Below are 22,010 nucleotides of genomic sequence, written 5' to 3'. Positions count from 1 at the left end.
TTTCACTCCTCTATTTTACGCCTCGTCTAAAACTCCCCCGGGTGGTTCCCTCGGTCCCAAGTCCTTCGGGAAGACCCCAATGTTTGTCATAAATTCCCTGACTGTAATAGCCGATGATGGTTCTTAACTTTTCCATACTTTCATTACGGTGATGAATTCGCCAGGTATCCACAGCTTTTAATTCAAGGATTTCTTCCCTTAAAAATAAGGTATCGCCATTATAGACATGAATCAGTCCCTGGTCATCCCGTTCTACCGGGAAGGCAAACCCGCGCTCATCCACCAGCTGACCGGACATTTCCTGATGGCACAAACTGGTTGTTCCTTTTTTCTTTTCCAGACAGCTTTTACAGCCGAACAGGCATTTTTTACTGACCATCAGCTCCTGCGAACCGTAAACTGGTAAAACTATGGTAATCTCAGAATGCTCACTTATTTCTTTCAGCTCGGTTTCAGAAAGTTCCGGCGATAACACGCCGCCACCGATGCCCCACTCTTTTAATGCCCTGGTTGCCAGGGTATTAAACAGGTTAAACGACTGATCCGCCTCTAAATAAGATGATGTTTTATTTAGCAGATGCAGGGCTTCATAATTGCCAATTAAAAAGCCATCCTGATTCATCTCTTTGCTCACTAAACGACGTACTTTTTTAGTTAATTGGTCATCCATTATTTTAGGTGTCTTCAGTAAAACTGCGATGCCCAGATCTTTCAAGAGGGCGGTCTTTTCCGCGACCCCCTCCCCAAGTAAAGGCAGTACGACCTGATCCAGACCCAGCCCATCCAAAAGCGCTAAAAACTGATGATCCGGCATTTTTTCAAATGCCAACGAAACCCGTTTTTTCGCGTCTGCTGATTGCAGTTGTTTAGCTCGTTCTGATTGACCCGCCAGCTCTTTCTCCAGCGGCACAATCGTCATCGTCTGATTTAACTCACCGGTATTTCCGGCATTTTTTTCAGCATCTGCCAGAGCCTCTGCCAGTTTAATCAAGACTTCTTTGCGCAGGGTGTTTAACTGGCTGCGGGACAAAAATACCTGATCATCCAACTCCATGGAAATAGTCCCCAGTTCATAACCGGTGCCGCCGATTCGGGAAATCTGCTCCCGAACCATCGCTTCATCAATGGGGTTTTTCAGCGGTAATTCGGGACTAAAATCGGCAGTATATGTAACCGTACACCCCTGGGTGAAAGCTGTTATTTCGGCCGGTTTGCCCAGCTTGAGAAGCAGATTAAAATTCACTGCGGTGCCTGGTTGATCAAGGGATTGGGAACCCAGTTGTTTAAGGCTATCCATTAAGTTCTTATCAAGATTTTTATAAAGTGGTGTTCCTGGTGAAACCCCATAGCGACAGGGAATGGCCACGGTATCGCCACCAAGGCCTTGTTCCAGCCGGCGGCCGGCCGGGGTGAAAATCGCATCCACCTTGGTCCCCATTTTCCCGTCCTCACCAAAGGATAAGCCATCCCCGACATGAAGCTGAGCATCCTCATTGAGGCGAATCCCCAGAGGCTGATAGGCACTTTTATGATTCTGGTTTTTAGCGGTTTTAGTAAGGCTGACAACCTGGCCAATTAAAACGCCCCGGTTCTTGCCCACCTGGGCATTGAGGAGATCCGCTTCGTTAAAAAGATGACCCCTGGTGAAATCCCGGTTAAACACCTGCATAACGGCCTGATTATCAACAGTTTTGGTAATCTTATCCCCGGCAGCAGCATCGATGCCTTCCCGATAAGCCCGGGTGATCCCATAAACGTATTCCGGTGTTTTCATCCGGCCTTCAATTTTTAAGGAGTCCACACCCGAAGCGATGATTGTCTCCAGGTCGTCCAACGTATTTAAGTCCTTGGGACTGAGGAGATAGCCTTCCTGAACCAGTCGACTGTTCTCATCAAACAGCCGGTAATTCTTGCGACAGGGTTGTGCGCAGAGACCCCGGTTGCCGCTTCGGCCGCCAATCATACTGCTCATCAGACACTGGCCAGAATAGGCGTAGCACAAGGCTCCATGGGTGAATATTTTTAATTCAACCTGGGTTTTTTTCTTGATTTCAGCTACTTGGGTTAATGGCATTTCCCGGGGCAGAACCACCCGGGAAAAACCAAGTTCCTGAAAAAACAGCACTCCTTCTACGCCATAAACAGAAGCCTGGGTGCTGGTCTGGAGTTTGAATTCGGGAAAATAATGGCGGATCAAATAGATTAATCCCATATCCTGAACAATCAGGCCATCCAGATTAAGGGTTTTCAGAAAATTAAGGGTGCTGACTAATTCGCTCATTTCACAGTTTTTTATTAATATATTCAAGGTGACGTAGACTTTCACCCCATGTTGATGACAAAGGGTGACCACCGCTTTTATTTCTTCATCCGTCATATTTTCAGCATTACGACGGGCATTAAAAGATTTGCCGCCAAAATAGACTGCATCCGCCCCACCGTTGATGGCCGCAATGACCGCTTCCATGGTTCCGGCCGGTGCCAGCAGTTCTGGTTTTTTATTCATTCTTACCTCATGTTCTTATTAATCGATGTTTCACGTAACTTCTATGCAATTGATTATTATAACATATGTAGATAAAATAAAGAAGATTTGATATTCTTTTTTGTTCTTTAATTCATTTATTACCGATAGCCTTATTAATCTTGAAAAATCAGGGTAAAAAAAGTATCATTACTAAGTGGATTTAATTGCAAACTGAAGCGAGGAGATGAGTCATTAATGAAAATTTCAATCTTAACCTTAGGAACCCGTGGGGATGTTCAACCTTTTGTCGCTTTGGCACAAAAAGCCCTGGAAAAAGGACATCAGGCCGTGATCTGTACCGGAAAAACATTCAAGCCATTTATTGAAGCAGCCGGCATCGAATTTAAAGAAGCGGCCAGCGATCTGATGGCGATGCTGGAAACCGAGGAAGGACAAATGGTTTTCAAACATGCGCTTCAACACCCATTTCGCACCAAAAAATATCTGGATGAGGTAGTTAATCCGGTCTTTCGACAAACCCTCGATCAGTTCTATGATGCTGCCCGGGGAGCTGATGTGATCCTCTATCATCCCAAGGCTTTCGGTGCTCCCGATATTGCTGGGGCTCTCGACATTCCCTGTATCAGCATTCCCCCGGTGCCGATTACCTTTCCGATTGATGAATTTCCCAACCTGGCCATCTCGCCAACCAAAAATTTCGGAAAGCGATTGAATCGCTGGAGCTACTCGGTGATTGCTCAAGCCGAACGATCAAGCATCAAAGAGGTCAATGATTTCCGAGAAAAAACCTTGCATCTGCCCAAACGTCAAAGCGGACTCTACACCTTTTCCCTGAATGGTCAAGTGATCCCGATCATTTATCCGATCAGCAAGGCCTTGTTTCCAGAAGTAACAAGCTGGGAGGGTCGGGTTCTGACACCTGGATTTTTTTATCTTGATTCCCAAACAGAGCACCTGGATTCGACATTAACGGCTTTTTTAAACTCGGGACCAGCACCGATTATTATCTCGTTTAGCAGTATGCCCCTTAAAGCTCCGGAACAATTTAAAAAACATCTGCAGGAAGCCCTTCATGCCACCCATCAGCGGGGCATCCTTTTATCGGGCAACAGCGGCTTTCGCTTTGATGAGGATGAGAATCTGCTGACCATCGCTGCCGCGCCCCATTCACTGTTGTTTCCCCATGGCAAAGGGATTATCCATCATGGCGGCGTGGGAACTATGGCAGCGGCCATCAAAAGTGGAAAGCCGCAGCTGATTATCCCCTTTTCGGTAGACCAACCCTTCTGGGCCAACCGCCTCTATCACCAGGGGTATGCACTAAAACCACTGAAGGAAACCCAGGTCACGATACAAGCTCTGATTCAACGCTTCATTGCGTTTGAAGAAGAGGCCATCCAATCAAAGGCCCAAGCCCTGAAGATCATCATCGATCAGGAGAATGGAACTGAAACTGCTCTTGCTTTTATTGAAAATTACTGTCAAACAAAGACTTGAATGAAATACTCAACACTATCAAAGCAAGATTGATATTTTTCAAACAAGCTGTTATAATATTATAGAACGTTTAAACATCCTATGATTAGTAAAGAGGTTTTGATGAAAACTTTTCTCAAGAATAACAGTAAAGCATCTGCTCTTACCCCGATCGATAACGGCAGCATCGTTGATAAAATCATTGACCAGATTGTGAAGGCTATTGCCGCCGGACAATTTAAGGTGGGTGAAAAACTGCCCAGTGAATTTATTTTGATGGAAGAATTGAAGGTAGGCCGTAATTCCCTGCGGGAAGCCATGAAAATATTAGCAACCTTAGGTGTTGTTACCATCAAACGAGGGGACGGCACCTACGTCTGCGACCACATTGCGCCAACCATCTTTAACCCCATTATCTACAGCATTATTTTCCAGTCCCGCAGCGATAATGCCATGGTCGAATTTCGACGGATGATGGACGAAACGGTACTGCGTACCGCCATGACCAAGGTTACTGACAAAGATCTGGTAAATTTAAAAAGCCGCATCAAAGAAATCCGTGTGGCTTATGAATCCGGTGACAAAGAAAGAGCCGCCTATCTGGACTATCAATATCATGTGGCGATTGCCAATATTTGTGATAATCCCTATATCTCCAATATCGTCAACGGGATTTATGAAGTTTTTGCCCTGTCCATTGAGGATACCATTGATACCGATGAACGCTTTAACAACGCTGAGCGCTTTCATCTGGATTTGTACAATTGTCTTAAAAACAAAGACTACGACGCCATTGAAGCAGCTGTAGCCGAAAGTGTCAGCTTCTGGTATGAAGATCGGAACGAAGCCCATTGCTGAAAATAAAACTAACAAAGAACCGATTCAGGTAACCCCTGGACCGGTTCTTTGTCAATTATCTTATTAATCTGGATCTCCACATCCACATCTCTTTCCTTATAGCCTTCATCGTGAAAGATCGCCATGCTGTAGCAGGGCTCATCTTTTCAAATGTCATTTTAAAAATATTTGATTCTATTATCTATTTATGGACCTGCCCTATCTCTCCTGCCCGAAACGCCTTGCTGTATTTCCGGCAGTGTTTATCCTGTCCCATTAATGCATATGTGGCAAAAATCGTACCCATTAGATCCCGATTAAGCGGATCCATGACAGCGGAGTCCATCCCGGCATCAATGGCAAAGGCCATGGCCGTTTTGTTCAATAGCGGCCGTAGCGGTAAGCCAAAGGAAATATTGCTGATGGCTCCAGTCACATGGATGGTGGGATAAAGTTCTTTGATGGCTTTGATTTCGGCTGCAAAGTTCAGCATTGAATTGTTTTCCGTGGATAAAGCCATGACACAGGGATCGATGTGAATCCGATCCGGGGTGATGCTATATTGGGCTGCTTTTTCCACTAAAATTTTGGTGATATCCACCTTAGTCTTAACGTCGTTAGGTATGCCCCGATCATCGCAGGTCAAACCCACGACTTCCCAGGTGTTCCCTTCCAACAGTGGTAGCAAAACTTCACATTTGTCGCCTTCTTCGGAAATGGAATTAAGCATCCCGGGTTTGTTGGCATATTTAAAAACTGCCTCAATCACCCGGGGGTTGGGACTGTCGATACACACTGGGGTATCGGTGGCGTCCTGAACAACTTCCATCAGCCATTTCAAGGTTTCAATTTCATATTCCGGGGCGGTGCTGGCGCATACATCAATAAAGCTTGCGCCAGCTTCTGTCTGTTTGACCGCCTGATCAGCAATAAAGTCGGCGTCTCGTTTTTCAATTGCTTCCTTAACTAATGGGATGGTGCCGTTAATTTTCTCTCCAATAATTATCATAATTGCTCCTTATAGTGTTTTAATTCCTTGAATTTAGACAAGTCCCTGACAGATTTTAACCCCTTCGGCAGCATTGGTGGTGAAGGCATCCGCACCGACAAACGCACAGGCTTCTTTGGTCACCGGATTCCCGCCGATGATAATTTTAGCATCCACACCGGCTTCCTTCAGTGCTTCCACGGTATCTTTCATGGAATCAATGGCTAGCGTTAAAACCCCGCTCATGCCGATAATCTGAGGTTTGATCTCCTGAGCTTTTTTAACAAAGGTGTCCACTTCGACGTCAATCCCCAAATCAACAACTTCGAATCCCGCTGCCTCCGACATGCTTTTGAAAATATTTTTGCCGATATCATGCAAGTCGCCATGGACCGTGCCTAGGAGAATCGTTCCAATTACCACTGAAGCACCTCCACCTAAAGCCGGTTTCAAAACATTGATGGCTTCAGTTAATAGCTCTCCGGCAAAAATCAGATCACCGACAAAATATTCTCCACTTTCAAAAAGCTCTCCGACAATTGCCATCCCGGCCTGACAAGCCGCTACTGCTTCCAGTGCTTCTGCTTCTGAAGGACTTGTATCCGCAAATTCCTTCAACATTTCCATAACCTGATCTTCTTCAAGATCTCCCAAAGCTTGTGTTAAAATTTTTAAGTCTAACATATTTTTCTCCTCTTTAATTTGTCGTTCATCTTTTTTTATGAGAATTTCCGTATTTTAAATCGGCATCCTCATCATCAAAAATTAAATTTTCTTTATACCGCATCTTCTATTCAAAAAGATCAGGCGCATTCTCGCGTCCATTTTTCATTTAAAATTCAATTACCGGCTTTTTCTTTAATGCCATAAAATAAGTGGCAAATGGTATGATACTGAGTCCAATATATATCATAAAAATCAGATTATAACTACCCGTTGTATCATATATTAATCCTGCAATAGGAATGGCAAGTGCTGCAACAAGACCAGCGATACCTTGAATAAATGACAGAATTTCCCCATAAGCCCTTTCCCCGAAAAAGTCTGAAACGATGATGGTTAGCGGAAATGAGGCTGTTGACACGGACAATCCATAAATAATGGCAAAAACCCCTGCCATGACTGGTGATTGAATCAATAATGCAATCACCATGGCAATGATAAATAAAACGGTCCCATAAGTTACGCAAATACTGACGTTAAAAACATCATTTATTTTCCCCATTATTATTTTTCCGATGGCATTAGCTCCGCTCAATAGTGAGATCATAACACCCACCACCATTGGCATTAAACCAATATCCAATAGATAAGAAGGAATAAAATAGGTTACCCCGACAAACACAATCGAATACATCGCAACAGTTATCGTACAAAAATAAAATGCGAATGTTTTTCTGGCTTCTTTAAGTGATAGACCACTTTTTTGACCTTGTCTCTGTTCTTCATAAGTTGTTTCAGCTTGGCTTTCTTCTTTATTTTGAGTAGCTGGTTTTTCCTTAATTACAAAAACAACAACGGGCACCAGTAAAACGGCCAGAATTATTCCTGAAAATGCCAGCGTGTATTCGAATGATTTTAAGTCAATAAAATAAATGACTAATGGGCTAAAAACCATCGCTCCGATTCCGGTTGATGCAAGAATAATTCCAAGCGCACCACCCCTTTTATCGCCAAACCAGTTCAGCATAAGGATACTTGCCGGAATAACCGTAGCGACAGAGAGCCCCAGACCAATCAGAATACCAGCAAAATAAAACATCGGAAGAGTCGTTGAAAAGCTCATCAACAGTACCCCTGCAGCAATCATAATTACGCCGGATATCATTAAGAACTTCAGACTCAATTTTTGGGATAATTTACCGTAAGAAAAGGCCCCAATACTCATGGATAAGCTTAGCAGACTCATGACAACAGAAAACTGCCCGCGACTGAAACCAAACGCCTCGCAGATGCTCACCGAATATAGACTGATTGATGAATAGGCTAATCCATATCCCATAAAACAAATTAAAAAACACCCACCACAGATCATCCATCGTTTCATTGATGAATTAGTACTTTTTTTCAACAATAACACCTTCTTCAATCAGAATATGATAAGCTGCAGAGAGTTCTACAGCTTAATTGTTAAATTACTCATTCCGTATCTAAATATCGTTTACATACTGGTAACAGTTGTTATAAATTGAATCAAGAAGCCTTCCCGCATTTCTTCCGGCAGAAACACCAAACTTTCAACCGCCTGATTCCATCCCTCCGGATAAGTTAAAAACGGGTTATCTATTGCTGAATCTTTTTCTTCTAACATCATTTTGACCTCCTTCTTAATAATTTCTAATAAATTCATTTACCGCCAGTAGATTTTCCCGGGTACAATCATTTCTGAATGAAACCATTTTGTTCTGACTAAAAATAAATCCGTTACCCAACTCATCAATCAATTTTTTTGAATAATCAATACATTGACGGGGCGTTCCATTACCAAGCAAATCGGTTGTCATTCCCCCAGCAAGACAGATGTTAGGCAGTTCTTTATGAATTTCAAAGATGTCATCTTGTTCTAAATGAAGAATAACATGTCCTTTGGGAATATCCTGAAAAAAATCTTTAAAGCGGAGCATGGTACTTTCACAAAAAATGTAAATGGTCTTATCTTTTTCCACGACCTTGTCAATAATTTGTTTTAATTGGGGCCAATAAATATCCTCAAACTGTTTAGGACTAAGGATGGCATGAGCCAGCATTGGAAAGTAAGTATCACACACATAGGCACTTGTATCCAGATCTAAAGCTGCATCCAGAGCCGGCAGCATTTGGGTTTCGAATTTTTTTTCAATGACGTCTTTCAATTCCGTTCGTCGTTTTCTTAAATCAATTGATACTTCTTTTATGCCTCGATAATTATTATGTAAATACTCAAACGGATGCATTAAAACTGCATTCATATTAAAAACAGATGGACAATGATATTCCTGAACAAATTTATTCGTCATCTTATCATTGAATTGACCATAAGCCATCAATTCCTGAACAGCATTTATGAGTTTTTCAGGTGTTGTATCTGGAAACTTTCTGGCAAATACTTTTGTCCATAAAAATTTCACCTCATTATCTAATAATTCCTGATATTCATCTGATTTCATCAATACATGATCATAATAATTAATTGATTCTGTTTTGTCGTTGACCTCGTGATCACCTCCACCTAGTGCATCAGTGACACGAATGGGATTTCGTGTGCCCAAATCCATATAAGCATCAAAGTGATACCGTTCATGAAAATCACATACAATTCTTTCCATTTTATCGTAATCATTCATCGCTTCACTCAGTTTGTAAGGTGAATCCAGTATTTTCCAGGTAAAGAAATTTGACAGATTTGGAACCCTTTCGGTTTTCTTTAATTCAGTGGTATCTTTGAATAATTTAATGCGATCTTCATAAATATTTTGATCACTCATTTTGTACCTCCAATTAATAAAATAAAATCTGGTATCGCGACTACCCTGTACATGTATATGTTAATTCTATTTAGCACATTTGTCAACTATTTTTGTAAAATATTATTTTTTAACAAATCCATCACAGGATTTGATTTTTTATTGAATGCTTGATATAGTATAGTTCAAAGCAAATCATTATAAAGGGGAACTTCTGTGATAAAAGATGAAATTGTTGAAGCAGTCCGTAATTTGGATGAGGATTTAGTCTTAAATTTAGTGTCCCAGGCTGTAGCAGATGGTTTAACACGTAAAGAAATTATCCGTTATGTTATCCTGGGGATGAATGAAATCGGGATTCTCTATGAAAGCCTTGACTATTATATTGCGGACCTGATCATGGCCGGCTGTGTTTTTAAAAGCGTCTTAAATTTCTTTGATGATTTGGAACAAACGGGTTCGTCATTAACAGCAACTGAGCGAACTGGCAGAATTCTAATTGGCACCGTCGAAAATGATATCCATGATATTGGCAAGTCTATTTTTATCAACCTGGCGTTAACTGAAGGTTATGAGGTAATTGATCTGGGGGTTGACGTCAAACCGGATAAGTTCTTTGAAGAGGCGCTGGCAACAAAGCCGGATATTTTAGCCATGAGTGGTATCATTTCAAATGCCATAAAATCCATGACGGAAACAGTTAATCTGTTGACTAAAAATTATATCAGAAATGATTTTAAAATAATCATTGGCGGACTATCCCTCTCTGATGATCTTTTAAACTATATCGGAGCTGATTTTGCAACAAAATCTGCGGAAACCGGGATCACCAAATGTAACGAATGGATGCGCGAAAAAAATGGCTAATAGAACACCCCTCTCAAAATATCAGATTATTGTTAATGCGATCAAAAAAGACATCGCGGATGGCATTTTAAGTCCCGGTGATCCCCTTCCTTCCGAGAATTACATGAGTCAAAGCTATGGAATCAGTCGGATGACGGTGCGGAAGGCTTTGGCGGTACTGATCAATGAAACCTATATTTACAGCGTTCAGGGAAAAGGTCACTTTGTCAGCAAACCAGACTTCACTCATTTTGATATCAATTTCAAAAGAAATGACGATCAGGATTTTGAACATAAATTGCTGTCTGTCGATATTGTTGATATGAGCGATGATCTTCGTATTCGTATGCAGAATTTTACTCAAAAAAAGATCATTGAAGTTAAACAGCGCATCTTCAATAATGGTGAGGTCGTCGGATATGATATAACTTATCTTCATTACAATCCTAAAGAACCGGTACTGGAAAAAGAGTTTCATTACATCAATATTGACGAAAATGCTGATAATGGTGAAAAAATTAAAAAGCATGTAACCTTGGCTGTCCTGTCTTCTGATGAACACATTTCTTCAATCTTAGAAGTTGAAATTGGCTTTCCGATTATTCAAATCGAAGCGACAGCCCGAAATGAGGTCAGTCAAATCATCCGCTATGGAAAGAGCTATTTTAAAGGGAATGCCTTCAAAATTCGAGGTCAATAAGCATGGATACTAAGCTATACAAACAAATCGTCAAAGACATTTCAGATAAAATAATCTCAGGCGAACTGGAACCTGGCAGCCGATTGCCCTCAGAAAATGAATTATTGGATATTTACAATGCCAGCAAATCAACCATTGAAAAGAGCATGATGATTCTTGCTCATGAAGGCTACATCTTGACGATTCCACGAAAGGGAAATTACATCACCAAACCGGCACTTGATCATTTTAGTTTCTATTATCGAGAGGATGAACTTCTTTCGAGCATGTTTGCCGGGCTCAATGATTTTGAGTTTTCGATCACACCGGTTGGATCGGAAATGCAATCTTTGGTCATCAAAAAAACGTTTGATGTTGATAAAAAAAATATATGTTATGCCATCAAACAGTATTTTTATGAAAATACCAATAACTTTCGATTAAATAAAAATCAATTACTGACAAACTCAGATTTAGATATTTTATTACTTTTCAATAAACCGTTGGAACTTCAAAAACAGATCACTCTGGTTGCCGACTTCTGTCCAGAAAAAATTGCTGAAAAAATTGATGTTGCACCGCATAGTGCTGTTTTTTTTATTGAAATCCTATTTACGCATCGCAAAACGCTAACAGAAGCAGCTCGATTTAAGACCTATTTCAACCCTCATTATCTCCACCTTAATTTCTCTACATAGTTTTCCCCTTCTTGCCGGTATAGCTTATATTTGCCCGTGTTGTTTTGAATTTCGGTTCATCAGAAAAATCAGCATACCGGCGGCAAACAGAGACAGCCCGGCGCCAAAAACAAATGGTGCCTGAGGTCCAAAAACGTTCCATAACAGGCCGGCAATGACACTGGCTGGCAGCAGGGCAATCCCTACAATGGTGGCCTGAAGTCCCAGCATTGTCCCTTTTAGATTGACTGGTGAAATTTCTGAGACTAAAGCCCGTTCAACGCCTGCTGTCATGGCGGTGTAAAGACCATAAATGATAAACAGAATCACCAGCACCTCTGCATTTGAGACAAAAGCAAACCCGACGTAAACCAAGGCAAAGGTGATATACCCAGAAACAAGAATCTTTTTCCGGCCGTACTTGTCCGACAGATGACCAAAAGGCACGGAAAATAAAGCTGCTGATACATTATAAATGAAGTAGAGCAAAATCACATTTGCGTCAGTTAGGCCTAGACTCTTTCCTCTGAGAATTAAAAATGCATTGGACGAATTGCCTAGTGTGAAAATAAACGTCACAGCCAGGTAAAGTTTTAAGTTTACATCCAAATTTTTCACATTTCTCCAGAAGGGTTCTCGCTCTTTGACTTCTCGTAGTTCTTTTTTTTCTTTGACAAACATTAGGATCACCAACCCGATTGCTGCGGGAATGATAGAAATTGTGAACAGCGTTTTATAGTCAAGGTTTCCTTCCGCCTGTGACAGGAGGAAAAAAGCGATTAAGATTCCTAGGGCTGATCCGGCCATGTCCAGAGCTTTGTGTATACCAAAAGCCTTCCCCATCTTGTTTGTATCCGCACTTTCACAGACTAAAACATCCCGGGGCGCTGTCCTGATCCCTTTTCCAATCCGATCAATCACTCTGGCAAACAAGATCCCTGTCCAGGAGGAGGCAATCAACAGCGCTATTTTATAAATGATTCCGGTGGAATACCCACCAAAAGCCAGAATTTTTTTCCGCTTGTACTTATCTGAGATATAACCGCTGTAGACCTTTAGTAAGCTGGCAATACTTTCTGCAATCCCTTCGATGATCCCGACAAGTACTGGCGTCGCTCCAAACGCCGATGTCAGATATAAGGGAATCAAAGGATAAACCATTTCTGAGCTGATGTCTGAAAAAAAGCTTACCAGCCCCAGCAATATAATATTTAACATTGATTTCACTCCTAAATTTTTTCCAGTATTTTAAATAATATCAAAGACTTTTAAGACTGACTACCACTTCATGTCGCGTCGATCCACTTATTTTACACTATCTACTATACTATTATTCTGATAATTTTTCCTGTTTTTAAATGTAAACAGACTTCCGGATTTTAAGCATTCCGGAAGTCATTCTTTAACCTATTTGTTCAGAGACGTGTTGCTCGTCATTTTTTGCTATAATTCCCAGTCGTTTTTCATTGGCGTAAACAGTCATATGGCTGCCACGGACATAACCAACCAGAGTAACCCCCAATTCCCTGGCCAATATTATCGCCTGTTGGGTTGGGGAAGTTAATGACACTACCATAGGTATTTCCATCTTGACCGCTTTTCTTAACATTTCAGAGGCGATTCTCCCACTGGTTATAAGGATTTTGTCCTTAGTTGAAACATTCCTCATCAGACATTCACCGATGATTTTATCCAAGGTATTGTGACGCCCGATATCTTCTCCCAAGGCAATGATGTGGTTGGTGTCACAAAGTGCAGATGTGTGGCTGCCACCACTTAAACGATAAGCTTTTCCGCTTTTTATCATTTGCTTGACAAGTATAAAAAGTTTTTCAGGTGCCACACTCAGTGTTGAAACCAGCCTTTCTTGATAATGACCGTTATTCAAACTCATCCCTCCGCCACATCCTGATGTGAGAATTCGTTTGTCAGGCAATTTATAATCATTGTTTTTCAATCTGATATCGGCAATTGAATTCTCCTCACAGACTCTTAAAATATTAATATCCTCAATATTTTCGATGATGCCCTCAGCCAATAAATATCCAACAACTAAAAAGTTCAGCTTTGAAGGGGAGCATAGAATTGTAACCAATTCTCTGCCATTGATATAAATGGCCAATGGCAGTTCCTGGGGTACATAAATCATCTGGTCTTCCCATTTTCCATCAAAATAATGATGGCATTGGATATCTGGTGCATTTCCTGGGGGCATTCTGACTATATTTTCATTCATTTGATCCCTTTCATTAAAATACTTTAATTTTGAATTTATTTTTCATTAATCGAAATCAATCATGCCGTGATTTTATTTCATACCCCTGCTAAATCATCTGTCTCCAGAATTAATTTAGCCACGTTTGCTCCAGTGCTGGCAGTTCCATCAGTAATCTGACCATACATCGGCCAGGTGCATTCACCGGCAAAGAATAGACCGTCCACATCCGGCGATTTTTGGCGAATCTTAGGAAGTGAACTAAATCGATAATGAGACGGATAACTGGCGCCTTTCACCGGGCTGGTAGATTCCAATGCGCGATTAAATCCCGGATAAAGCAATTCCATATTTTGGGTAACTTCCGCCGCAATTCCTTCCAGTCCCAATCGATTAAAATCGGCATCACTTCTTACCGAATATGCCCAGATAAGTTGCTTTCCTTCCGGAACGTTCCATGGCTGCTCAATATTCTGAGCACAGCCACCCTGAATTGATGAACCCGTTTTTGGATTAATAAACAGCGTAAATGCTCCATCCAGACTGATGGAATTATTCAACTGATACGTTAAAAAGATTCCGCCCATTTTCTGTTGAAGAGGAGCTTTCATAGTTTCCAGCAAGGTTGGCGGCACTGTTTCAAGCAATTTCAGGTAATCCAGCCAGGTTGTGGCAAGAATCACCCGGTTAGCTTCGATTCGTTTAATAGTTCCATTTCCATCCTTTATTTCAACTCCAACCGCCCTATTATCTTCAATGATAACTTTAATGACTTCTGAGTTTGTTCTAATATCACAACCAAAATTCGTGGTAATGGCTTCCGCTATGGGCTCACATATACCATGCTGAAGATCAGGGATTGCGACTGACATAGCCCCCTGATTGCCAATCCATATGCGCAGCATCACAAATCCTTTGGCTGCTGAACCATAGTTCCAGGTGAATTCCGCATCAGCAGTCCAGCAGAAACAGGCCATCAATGATGTAAACACATATTCAATCCCCTTATCCATACTCCGGGATTGAACCCAGTCTTTTACTGATACTTCATCCCATTCTTCACACATTTCTTTAAATGGCTTGTGAAGTATTTCATCAACCATCGGATATAGTTCAGACTTACAGCTGTTAGACCAGAGATCCGGACGGGCTTTTTTTAAAAAACTCTCCATCCAGTCAACAGCAGCTTCGGTTGTGATGCATTTTGGAATTGTCATATATGGATCCTCTACACCATTAAGATAAAGCCGCGGTTCTCGGCTAAAGTGCAGTTTAATGTCGGCACCAAAATCTTTTGCTGCATTCGCCCATCCGTACCCACCACCACCATTGAGGGATGTCATAATTAGTGGCAGATGCATCACAACATTATATCCATTGGCAGGGTGGGCCGCAGCCCTCCCACCAATTACCGAACCTTTTTCTAAAAGCAGAGTCCTTTGGCCGCTTTTAGCCAAATATCCGGCACAGGTCAGACCTGCAAAGCCAGCACCAACAACGATATTTTCGAATTTTTCTGCCATGTTTTCTCCTTCTTTCATCTATATCGATTTAAAAATATCTGATTAACGTCTATTTTTATTTTTGGGGCAATTTATCTATTTTCGCCAGTTCATCAGCCACATCTTTCAATCCATATTTTTCGTACGTTTCCCGGGTCGGCCAACCGGTTTCTCTGTCCCAACCTAAATATTCATACCAATTTTGAGTAGTAATTTTAAATTTATCCTTATCATAGGCATCATAAAGCCGGGGCATTAACTCATTAAATTCCATATCAGCGGTTCGTTCATGGTTTCGGATCTGAATGGCTCTAAACAAGGTATTGATTCGTTCACCATATTCGAAAAACTCATCTTCGGTAACATTAACTCCAGTAACCTGGGAAAAGAGAGTTGCTTCCATAGAAGTCGTTTCGGAACCGTCCCCGACCTCATCATAATCAAATTCCATTCCCATATATTTACGCAGTGGGAACTGGAAACAGGCGGTCAGAGAATCTAACAGCGTTCCCCGAATGGTGCTTTGTCTTGCCCACTCCAGTGGGAAGGTACTGTTATAATGATCTTTTTCTGTTGCCATCCATTCACCAAACCGCTTATGCGCCCAATCCGGCCACTTGCTGTGATGAGGATCTCTGGTTTCAATGAGCCAGTTTAAAAGACCTGGCATGCCCATTGGGAATGGCATTTCCATAACCAAACTTCTTGATGTGTATCCCCAGGCCCCCAACGGTGCCAGCGGCAATCTGACCTTAGGCCAGTTACCTTCTCTGGCTGCTTCAGGACCTTCATAAATAGGATGAGCGTATTCATCCTCACCCAATTCCACAACCGTTCGACGGATCCCCTCAGCCATGAGATCCCCAAAACCTTCACGGTAGGCAATCATTTTCAGAAGCTTAATCCACCAAACATTTGACCGAACATCAGTTGGCATTCCAACCTTAGATTCGGTGTCAAGACCCATAGCTTTTGTATAATACAACCAGGGAACAAAACCATAAATGATATCAAAATGGCCAAACCCCAATTGTTGCGCCAGTTCATGAATTTCCAGACCTTTTCTGAAATTTTCGCCCGGTACTGTTTCATTTTCTCGATCGAAAAACTGCTCATAACGGGTGTGGTTGCATCCTGTCATAGCGTGTATCAGTTTCGGTTCGGTTACAGCAGGCACATTTTTGAATTCAAAGAAACCACAGGAGGCATAGCATCCCAATCCACAAGAATGACTTAAAAATTTAAAGGGTTTATTGTGAACATTCCCCATCCAGTTGATTGAGAAATTAGGTTTGCGATCCGGGCCCGTCCAGCGATCCCAGAAAGGATTTGTTTTATCATCGGCCAAATCCATATCGTAAACAGGCATGGGTTTTCTGATCGGTCCAAATTTCAAGGTTGTTTTTAATAGACCTTCCGGATCAGCGACCTTCACCTGATGTTTGCCCTTAGTTACCGTGATGGCCTTGAGATTCTTTGAACCCATGACGGCACCATGACCACCCTGGCCGGTTGCACTGTGAATGCCGCAACCGATGATAGCAAAACGAATCAGGTTTTCACCTGCTGGTCCAATCCCATAAGACGACGAGTTTTCCCCATGACGGTCATGTAATATTTCCTGGGCATCAACCAGCCCTAATCCCCAGATATCCTGTGCTGACCTTAATTCTGGCCCATCTGCTGAGATATAAAGATAGGCCGGTACCGGTGATTTACCTTCGATGATAATCCCATCATAACCGCACCACTTTAGATAGGTGGGTAAAGAACCGCCGATACCGGTATTTGCGTATTGTTCTGGATAACTGTGTGGGGATATGGAAACAAATTCAGCTCTTCCGCTTGAAGGTGACGCTGTTCCGGTAACCGGCCCAGTCATAAAAATCAGTTTGTTTTCTGGGTCGAATGCTTTAATCCCTGGCGGCATTTCATCCCACCAAATCTTATGTGCAACCCCCAAACCACCGACAAATTTCGGAACATACTGCATGGTATCGACATCTGAAAACGTACCGTCCGTTAGATTTACTCTTAATATTTTTCCTGCCCATCCGCATTGTTCATTCATAGCTTCATCTCCCTATCTTTAATATTTCTTGAGTTGCAAACACATAGTCGGACACATTTGAACACATACTGGTCCATCTTCCCGTTCTTTGCACAAATCACATTTCTTCGCTTTTTTATTGATACTATCAAAATTAATTCTTGGCGGATCCAGTGGACATGCCTTAATACAGGCTTTACAGCCAATACACTTTTCAGCGTCAATGCATCGTGCACCTGTCGCCTCATCGATGTAAATTGCTTCAACCTTGCAGGCATCCATACATGATGGCGCCAGACACTGTTTACATGAATACGTGATGTACTCCCCAGCAAAAATATCGCTTGATTCCCAAAGCCTGTTTAATTCTGAACCACAGGCACCATCATGTGTTGCTGCACAAAATAATTCACATACCTTACAATCCTGGCATGCTGCAACTGATGGGTCAGTCATACCGATATAACCCTTCGCTTTTTGAAAACCCATTTATCAAACCTCCTAAATTTATTTATAAATAGTGTCTCATATGATTTGGAACACCATTTATTTCAAATGCAAAAAAAGAAAACAAAACGATTGAAACGTTCTGAATTCCTTTTCAAATGGAAGGCAAAAAAATTACTTCTTTTACCCATTGTTCACATTGGCCACATGGGTCATATGTAAATCGGAATATATTATTATTGAAACTGACCTTTAGGTGTAGTATAATCCCATTATCGATCTTTGTATACGTTCACATAGACCAAATCTTTACACGTCTAAATTAAGTCGACTGTTCATTTTGAACAATTGATAAAGGAGTTTGTCATGAAATTGAGTTTGTATATTTTGAAGGACTGGTTTGACGCAAAGGGGGTTAAAATCCTCGCATCAAAAATGGAAGATGAAACTTCAGAACCTGGTATAACAGGTATCCGGTTAAAAGATAAAGAGCGACCAGAATTAGCAGATGTTTTCTTATATATCACTGAATCGACAGATTTAGAATCAGAAATTAACCCCGTTCTGAACACCAATCGATGTGTTGTCTGTGTCTATAAATCTTTTTATCTTGCTGTTGAAGGAAATGTTATTTCGATATTTAATGAATCGCTCGCTGCTTATGAATTCTTTCAGTTATGGGAGTCTTCGCTGAAAGATGCTGTTTATTCAAATTCATCTTTGCAGGATCTTGTCGACCTTGCTGTTCCGGTTTTCCGGAATCCTATTTTTATCGCTAATTGGCAGGGTCGCGTTTTTGCTTTTTCCCGCGAATATCAAAATGACTATGTTCGGGGAACTTGGCAGCACATCGTCAAATCTGGACGGGTTCCACTTTACTCAATCCAAATGTTGCGAAAATCGGATAATTACTCAGTTGTTTTACAAGGTACCAAGGCTTCCCTGTTATCATTTGGCGAACTATCTCACCGCTGTATCGGTGGCACCTTAAAACAGGCTAATGACATGCATTTACACATCCAAATCATGGAATACCAAACCGTTGTGACAACCGGGCACTGTCAATTGGCGGATATATTTCTTAAAATTGTATCATTTACCCATTTTCCAGGACTATCCACCTATGCGCAGTCCATGTCTAAAATATTTTGTGAACTGTTAAATAGAAAAACAGTCCCAAAAGAAGAATTGGATTGGGTACTCTTGGCATTGGGTTGGGAAAATAAAGTTCCCTGTGTTTTATTATTGTTTGTGAATAACCATGAGCAACTGACAAAGGAATCGTTAAATGGTTTGCTTGATCAGTATATTCCCCAGGGTAAGCGTCTTGTCTACGAGAATGAAACCTTATTACTGCTGTTAAAATCGGAATTTGATACCCTGGTTGATGAATTAACAAACCTCATTCAACCGCTTGATTTTATCTGTGGTGTTTCCCTGCCTTTTGCAGAGTGGGATACCTTGGCTGAGCGCCTGAATCAAGCTAAACTGGCGATCCACTATGGTAAATCCGCAAATACCTGTATCCGTCGTTGCGAAGATTTCACAACCTCCTATATCCATGATTCTCTGCTAAAAACAACCAAAGATCTCTGTCTGTGTCATCCAGCCATTTTGATACTAAACGCCTATGATCGTGAAAATGAAGCTGACCTTTGCTTTACATTGTTTCAGTACCTGAGATGTGAAAGAAACAGCACCATTACATCGGAATGTTTACACATTCACCGCAATACACTTCAGTATCGCCTGAAAAAAATCCATGAGCTGATCCAAGTGGACATGAATAACCCGGATATCCGTGAACATTTGATGTTATCTTATGAAATGATTGTAAAAAACTAAAATAATACCAGTACCGAAAGCTTTTCTTCCATTAGATTATCTGGCTATGCACTGTTGTCATTTTTATGTTTTCCGCTACAAGACTGCGATCGATTTACTCACTTCAAAAAAATTCGCCACAAAAAGACATGTTGCTTTTTAAGACAATAAGAATCATTATCGTCTCACTTCTTCTTTAATTCAAACAAACCAACCATATTCTTAAGCATTTGAGCCTGACTGGATAATTCTTGACTGGCTGCCGCGCTTTCCTCTGCGGTGGCCGAATTGGTTTGAACAACGCTTGAAACCTGTTCTATACCAAGGGTAATCTGTGAAATTTCCGAGGCCTGATCATTGGATGCTCTGGCTATTTCTGCCACCAGACCAGCAACCATTTCAATATCGCTTAAAATTACCATTAGACTTTCAGCTGTATCACCAGCAATCGCTGTGCCATCTGCCACTTTTTCTATGGAACCTTCAATTAGTGCGGTAGTTTCCTTTGCGGCTTCGGCGCTCCGTGCCGCCAAGGTTCTTACTTCTTCGGCAACAACAGCAAATCCCTTCCCATGCTGACCGGCTCTGGCCGCTTCCACGGCGGCGTTCAATGCCAGAATATTTGTTTGGAAGGCAATGTCGTCGATTACCTTTATAATTTTGGAAATATTGTTGGATGAATCATTAATTTCTGTCATGGCCTGGACCATTTTCGCCATTTGTGCATTCCCTATCTGAGCATTCTCACGAACCTTTTCTGTAAGAGCATTGGCATTATTGGCATTATTGGCATTTCGTTTTGTTTCATCGGCCACTTCTTCGATCGAAGCACTTAATTCCTGAATGGAACTCGCCTGTTCGGTGGTTCCCTGCGCCACCGCCTGACCCCCATCCGAAATCTGTTGTGCACCAGAATCTACCTGTTCGGCGGCAATATCGATATCTTTCATGGTTTTACTCAAACTCTCTGCGATACCGTTGAGCGAAGTTTTAATTTCCATAAAGTCACCCAAGTACTCGGTCGTGATTTCCTGGTTAAGATTTCCCTTACTGATCGCCGCCAGTGTTTTCGATATTTCGCTGACATAACATTTTAAGAATTCAATGGTTTTATTCATATTATTCTTGATTTGTTCATTTTCCCCCTTGTAACTCCCGATCATGACGGCACGAAGATTTCCCTGAGATAATTCATTTAGAACAACAGAAGCTTCCTGCATTGGGGCTGTGAGAGCATCCAAAGCATTATTAAAACCTGCAATAACCTGAGCATATTCTCCTGAGAAGCGACTTGTATCGCCACGGTTATCCAAGTTACCTGCAATGGCAGAATCAGTTAATTGGCCAGTTTCCTGTACCAGCATGGAGATGTTTTCTGCCAGGGCAATCATACTCGGAAGATATTCGTCGTTTTCGCTTAGTTGACCATGTAGCTTCATCATTTCCAGCTCATTTTTAAATTCCCCAGCGGCAATTGCCTTATTAATTTCAACAACATTAACAATTGTTTCTCTGACCCTATTAACCGAAGTCGCAATTTCTCCGTAAATACCGGGATAATCGCCTTCAATTTTCTGGGTGATATCATTGACGCGCATCAGTCTTAAAACCTTATTTCCTTCTTCCAAAGCCCCTAATCCGTCAACTCCGGAATTCATAAAATCAATGATTTTCTGATAATTACCAGGATATGTTTCGTAAATTCTATCCGGTACCACACCTACTCCGATTTGAGCAATATATCTGCCTGCGAGACTTACAATGGTTGAAAGATTCTCGTAACCTTTTTTAATGCTGATCATAAATTGCTGGTACGATCCGGAATAACCGACAGTCTCAGTTATTACATCAACCTTCCTGCCAGCAGTGGCTTCCTCTCCCAAATATGTCAGTTCCTCGGAAACATGATTCAGGGTGCTCACCAGACTGATCAGCGCATGAGAAAGAACATCTTCGCTGGACTGAGGTATAATCTTCACTTGCAGATTGCCTTTTGCTAACTCCTGAACAATTTCTGCCTGACTTTTGCGGATATCGACCATCCGTTTAAAAGATTGAGCAAGCTGCCCAAATTCATCTTTGGTTTTTACTTCCGGTATTTCCATCGATACATCACCCTTAGCCAATCGATCCAAGGTGTCCTTATACGCTGTCATGGGACCAATAATTTTATTAGCTGCAACACAAGCTGCGACACAACCAAGTATGAGCACACCAAGCGTAAGAACAAGAATGATATTTTTGGGCGCCCCAAAGTAAGCCAGTATACCTAATGGAATCACCGCTAATGAAAGCAATGTCACTGTAAACACTGCCATTTTAGTGGTCAAACGGATTTTTACCTTGACATCTTCAAGAGAAACTGGCATATTATCTGAAAAAATGTTTGCTTTTTGATTATTATTCATATCCTAATCCTATTTCTTTTTATTTATTTATCACACAAACTTCGCACATAAATCATCGACTGCGTGTATGAGCCAATATTTTCAAACAGAAAAGCTCTTCACAATGAATTAATTCATTATTTAATGTGCG

Annotated in this window: 18 protein-coding genes and 1 riboswitch; of the genes, 6 read left to right on the top strand and 12 right to left on the bottom strand. The window is 41.5% G+C overall.

The genetic code is table 11. The annotated features are described in order from the left end of the window. Positions 1 to 10 precede the first annotated feature (10 nt). Entirely contained in the window at positions 11 to 2,506 is a 2,496-nt protein-coding gene (locus tag U2P91_RS07850; RefSeq protein WP_322519397.1) for a U32 family peptidase, read from the bottom strand. Positions 2,507 to 2,722: 216 nt separating this feature from the next. Here U2P91_RS07850 and U2P91_RS07845 point away from each other — a divergent pair, with 216 nt between their 5' ends. Both U2P91_RS07845 and U2P91_RS07840 read left to right on the top strand, forming a co-directional pair. After that, positions 2,723 to 3,985, top strand: coding sequence for a glycosyltransferase (locus U2P91_RS07845; RefSeq protein ID WP_322519396.1), 1,263 nt, complete (start codon positions 2,723 to 2,725; stop codon positions 3,983 to 3,985). A 102-nt stretch (positions 3,986 to 4,087) separates the two neighbouring features. Next, positions 4,088 to 4,822 carry a FadR/GntR family transcriptional regulator gene (locus U2P91_RS07840; protein WP_026395204.1) on the top strand — a complete coding sequence of 245 codons (735 nt, stop codon included), beginning with the start codon at positions 4,088 to 4,090 and terminating at the stop codon, positions 4,820 to 4,822. A 181-nt stretch (positions 4,823 to 5,003) separates the two neighbouring features. On the opposite strand, the gene U2P91_RS07835 is transcribed toward U2P91_RS07840, so the two are convergent. The 5 genes from U2P91_RS07835 to U2P91_RS07815 form a co-directional block, all read right to left on the bottom strand. Beyond that, positions 5,004 to 5,810, bottom strand: coding sequence for a methyltetrahydrofolate cobalamin methyltransferase (locus U2P91_RS07835; RefSeq protein ID WP_322519395.1), 807 nt, complete (start codon positions 5,808 to 5,810; stop codon positions 5,004 to 5,006). A 33-nt stretch (positions 5,811 to 5,843) separates the two neighbouring features. Further along, positions 5,844 to 6,473 carry a cobalamin B12-binding domain-containing protein gene (locus U2P91_RS07830; protein ID WP_026395202.1) on the bottom strand — a complete coding sequence of 210 codons (630 nt, stop codon included), beginning with the start codon at positions 6,471 to 6,473 and terminating at the stop codon, positions 5,844 to 5,846. A 148-nt stretch (positions 6,474 to 6,621) separates the two neighbouring features. Further along, positions 6,622 to 7,860 (bottom strand): MFS transporter, encoded by a 1,239-nt coding sequence (locus tag U2P91_RS07825; RefSeq protein WP_156913261.1) that lies wholly within the window; start codon positions 7,858 to 7,860, stop codon positions 6,622 to 6,624. 90 nt (positions 7,861 to 7,950) lie between these two features. Then, positions 7,951 to 8,103, bottom strand: coding sequence for a hypothetical protein (locus tag U2P91_RS07820; RefSeq protein WP_169727704.1), 153 nt, complete (start codon positions 8,101 to 8,103; stop codon positions 7,951 to 7,953). A gap of 13 nt (positions 8,104 to 8,116) precedes the next feature. Next, complete coding sequence (locus U2P91_RS07815; RefSeq protein ID WP_322519394.1) at positions 8,117 to 9,253, bottom strand: uroporphyrinogen decarboxylase family protein; 1,137 nt, start codon at positions 9,251 to 9,253, stop codon at positions 8,117 to 8,119. A gap of 195 nt (positions 9,254 to 9,448) precedes the next feature. Between U2P91_RS07815 and U2P91_RS07810 the strand changes: the two genes are divergently transcribed. Genes U2P91_RS07810 through U2P91_RS07800 form a run of 3 tightly spaced genes read left to right on the top strand, consistent with a single transcriptional unit; the run spans position 9,449 to position 11,455 of the window. After that, on the top strand, positions 9,449 to 10,099 hold the full coding sequence (locus U2P91_RS07810; RefSeq protein ID WP_322519393.1) for a cobalamin B12-binding domain-containing protein: 651 nt from the start codon (positions 9,449 to 9,451) through the stop codon (positions 10,097 to 10,099). Beyond that, entirely contained in the window at positions 10,092 to 10,778 is a 687-nt protein-coding gene (locus tag U2P91_RS07805; RefSeq protein WP_322519392.1) for a GntR family transcriptional regulator, read from the top strand. Before U2P91_RS07810 ends, U2P91_RS07805 begins: the two co-directional genes overlap by 8 nt. Positions 10,779 to 10,780: 2 nt before the next feature. Beyond that, the gene (locus tag U2P91_RS07800) at positions 10,781 to 11,455 is read left to right on the top strand and encodes a GntR family transcriptional regulator (protein ID WP_322519391.1); all 675 of its coding nucleotides are present in this window, start codon (positions 10,781 to 10,783) and stop codon (positions 11,453 to 11,455) included. 24 nt (positions 11,456 to 11,479) lie between these two features. On the opposite strand, the gene U2P91_RS07795 is transcribed toward U2P91_RS07800, so the two are convergent. The 5 genes from U2P91_RS07795 to U2P91_RS07775 form a co-directional block, all read right to left on the bottom strand. After that, a complete protein-coding gene (locus U2P91_RS07795; RefSeq protein WP_322519390.1) occupies positions 11,480 to 12,652 on the bottom strand; it encodes an MFS transporter in 1,173 nt (390 codons plus the stop codon). A 184-nt stretch (positions 12,653 to 12,836) separates the two neighbouring features. Next, the gene (gene fdhD / locus U2P91_RS07790; protein WP_322519389.1) at positions 12,837 to 13,670 is read right to left on the bottom strand and encodes a formate dehydrogenase accessory sulfurtransferase FdhD; all 834 of its coding nucleotides are present in this window, start codon (positions 13,668 to 13,670) and stop codon (positions 12,837 to 12,839) included. Between the two features lie 77 nt (positions 13,671 to 13,747). Continuing rightward, the gene (locus tag U2P91_RS07785) at positions 13,748 to 15,172 is read right to left on the bottom strand and encodes a phytoene desaturase family protein (protein ID WP_322519388.1); all 1,425 of its coding nucleotides are present in this window, start codon (positions 15,170 to 15,172) and stop codon (positions 13,748 to 13,750) included. 55 nt (positions 15,173 to 15,227) lie between these two features. Then, positions 15,228 to 17,222 (bottom strand): aldehyde ferredoxin oxidoreductase N-terminal domain-containing protein, encoded by a 1,995-nt coding sequence (locus tag U2P91_RS07780; protein WP_322519387.1) that lies wholly within the window; start codon positions 17,220 to 17,222, stop codon positions 15,228 to 15,230. A gap of 18 nt (positions 17,223 to 17,240) precedes the next feature. Beyond that, positions 17,241 to 17,690, bottom strand: coding sequence for a 4Fe-4S dicluster domain-containing protein (locus U2P91_RS07775; protein ID WP_322519386.1), 450 nt, complete (start codon positions 17,688 to 17,690; stop codon positions 17,241 to 17,243). Between the two features lie 89 nt (positions 17,691 to 17,779). Continuing rightward, positions 17,780 to 17,889, bottom strand: a riboswitch (molybdenum cofactor riboswitch). A 125-nt stretch (positions 17,890 to 18,014) separates the two neighbouring features. On the opposite strand from U2P91_RS07775, the gene U2P91_RS07770 reads away from it, so the two are divergent. Next, positions 18,015 to 19,493 (top strand): helix-turn-helix domain-containing protein, encoded by a 1,479-nt coding sequence (locus U2P91_RS07770; RefSeq protein ID WP_322519385.1) that lies wholly within the window; start codon positions 18,015 to 18,017, stop codon positions 19,491 to 19,493. A 164-nt stretch (positions 19,494 to 19,657) separates the two neighbouring features. Here the strand turns inward: U2P91_RS07770 and U2P91_RS07765 are convergent, their stop codons facing one another. Next, positions 19,658 to 21,880 carry a methyl-accepting chemotaxis protein gene (locus U2P91_RS07765; RefSeq protein WP_322519384.1) on the bottom strand — a complete coding sequence of 741 codons (2,223 nt, stop codon included), beginning with the start codon at positions 21,878 to 21,880 and terminating at the stop codon, positions 19,658 to 19,660. Between the last annotated feature and the right edge of the window lie 130 nt (positions 21,881 to 22,010).

This window comes from Acetobacterium sp. K1/6 (assembly GCF_034438075.1).
GTDB classification, from domain to species: Bacteria; Bacillota; Clostridia; order Eubacteriales; family Eubacteriaceae; genus Acetobacterium; species Acetobacterium carbinolicum.
Note: the sequence above shows the minus strand (reverse complement) of the source record. Positions and strands in the feature narration are given on the sequence as shown.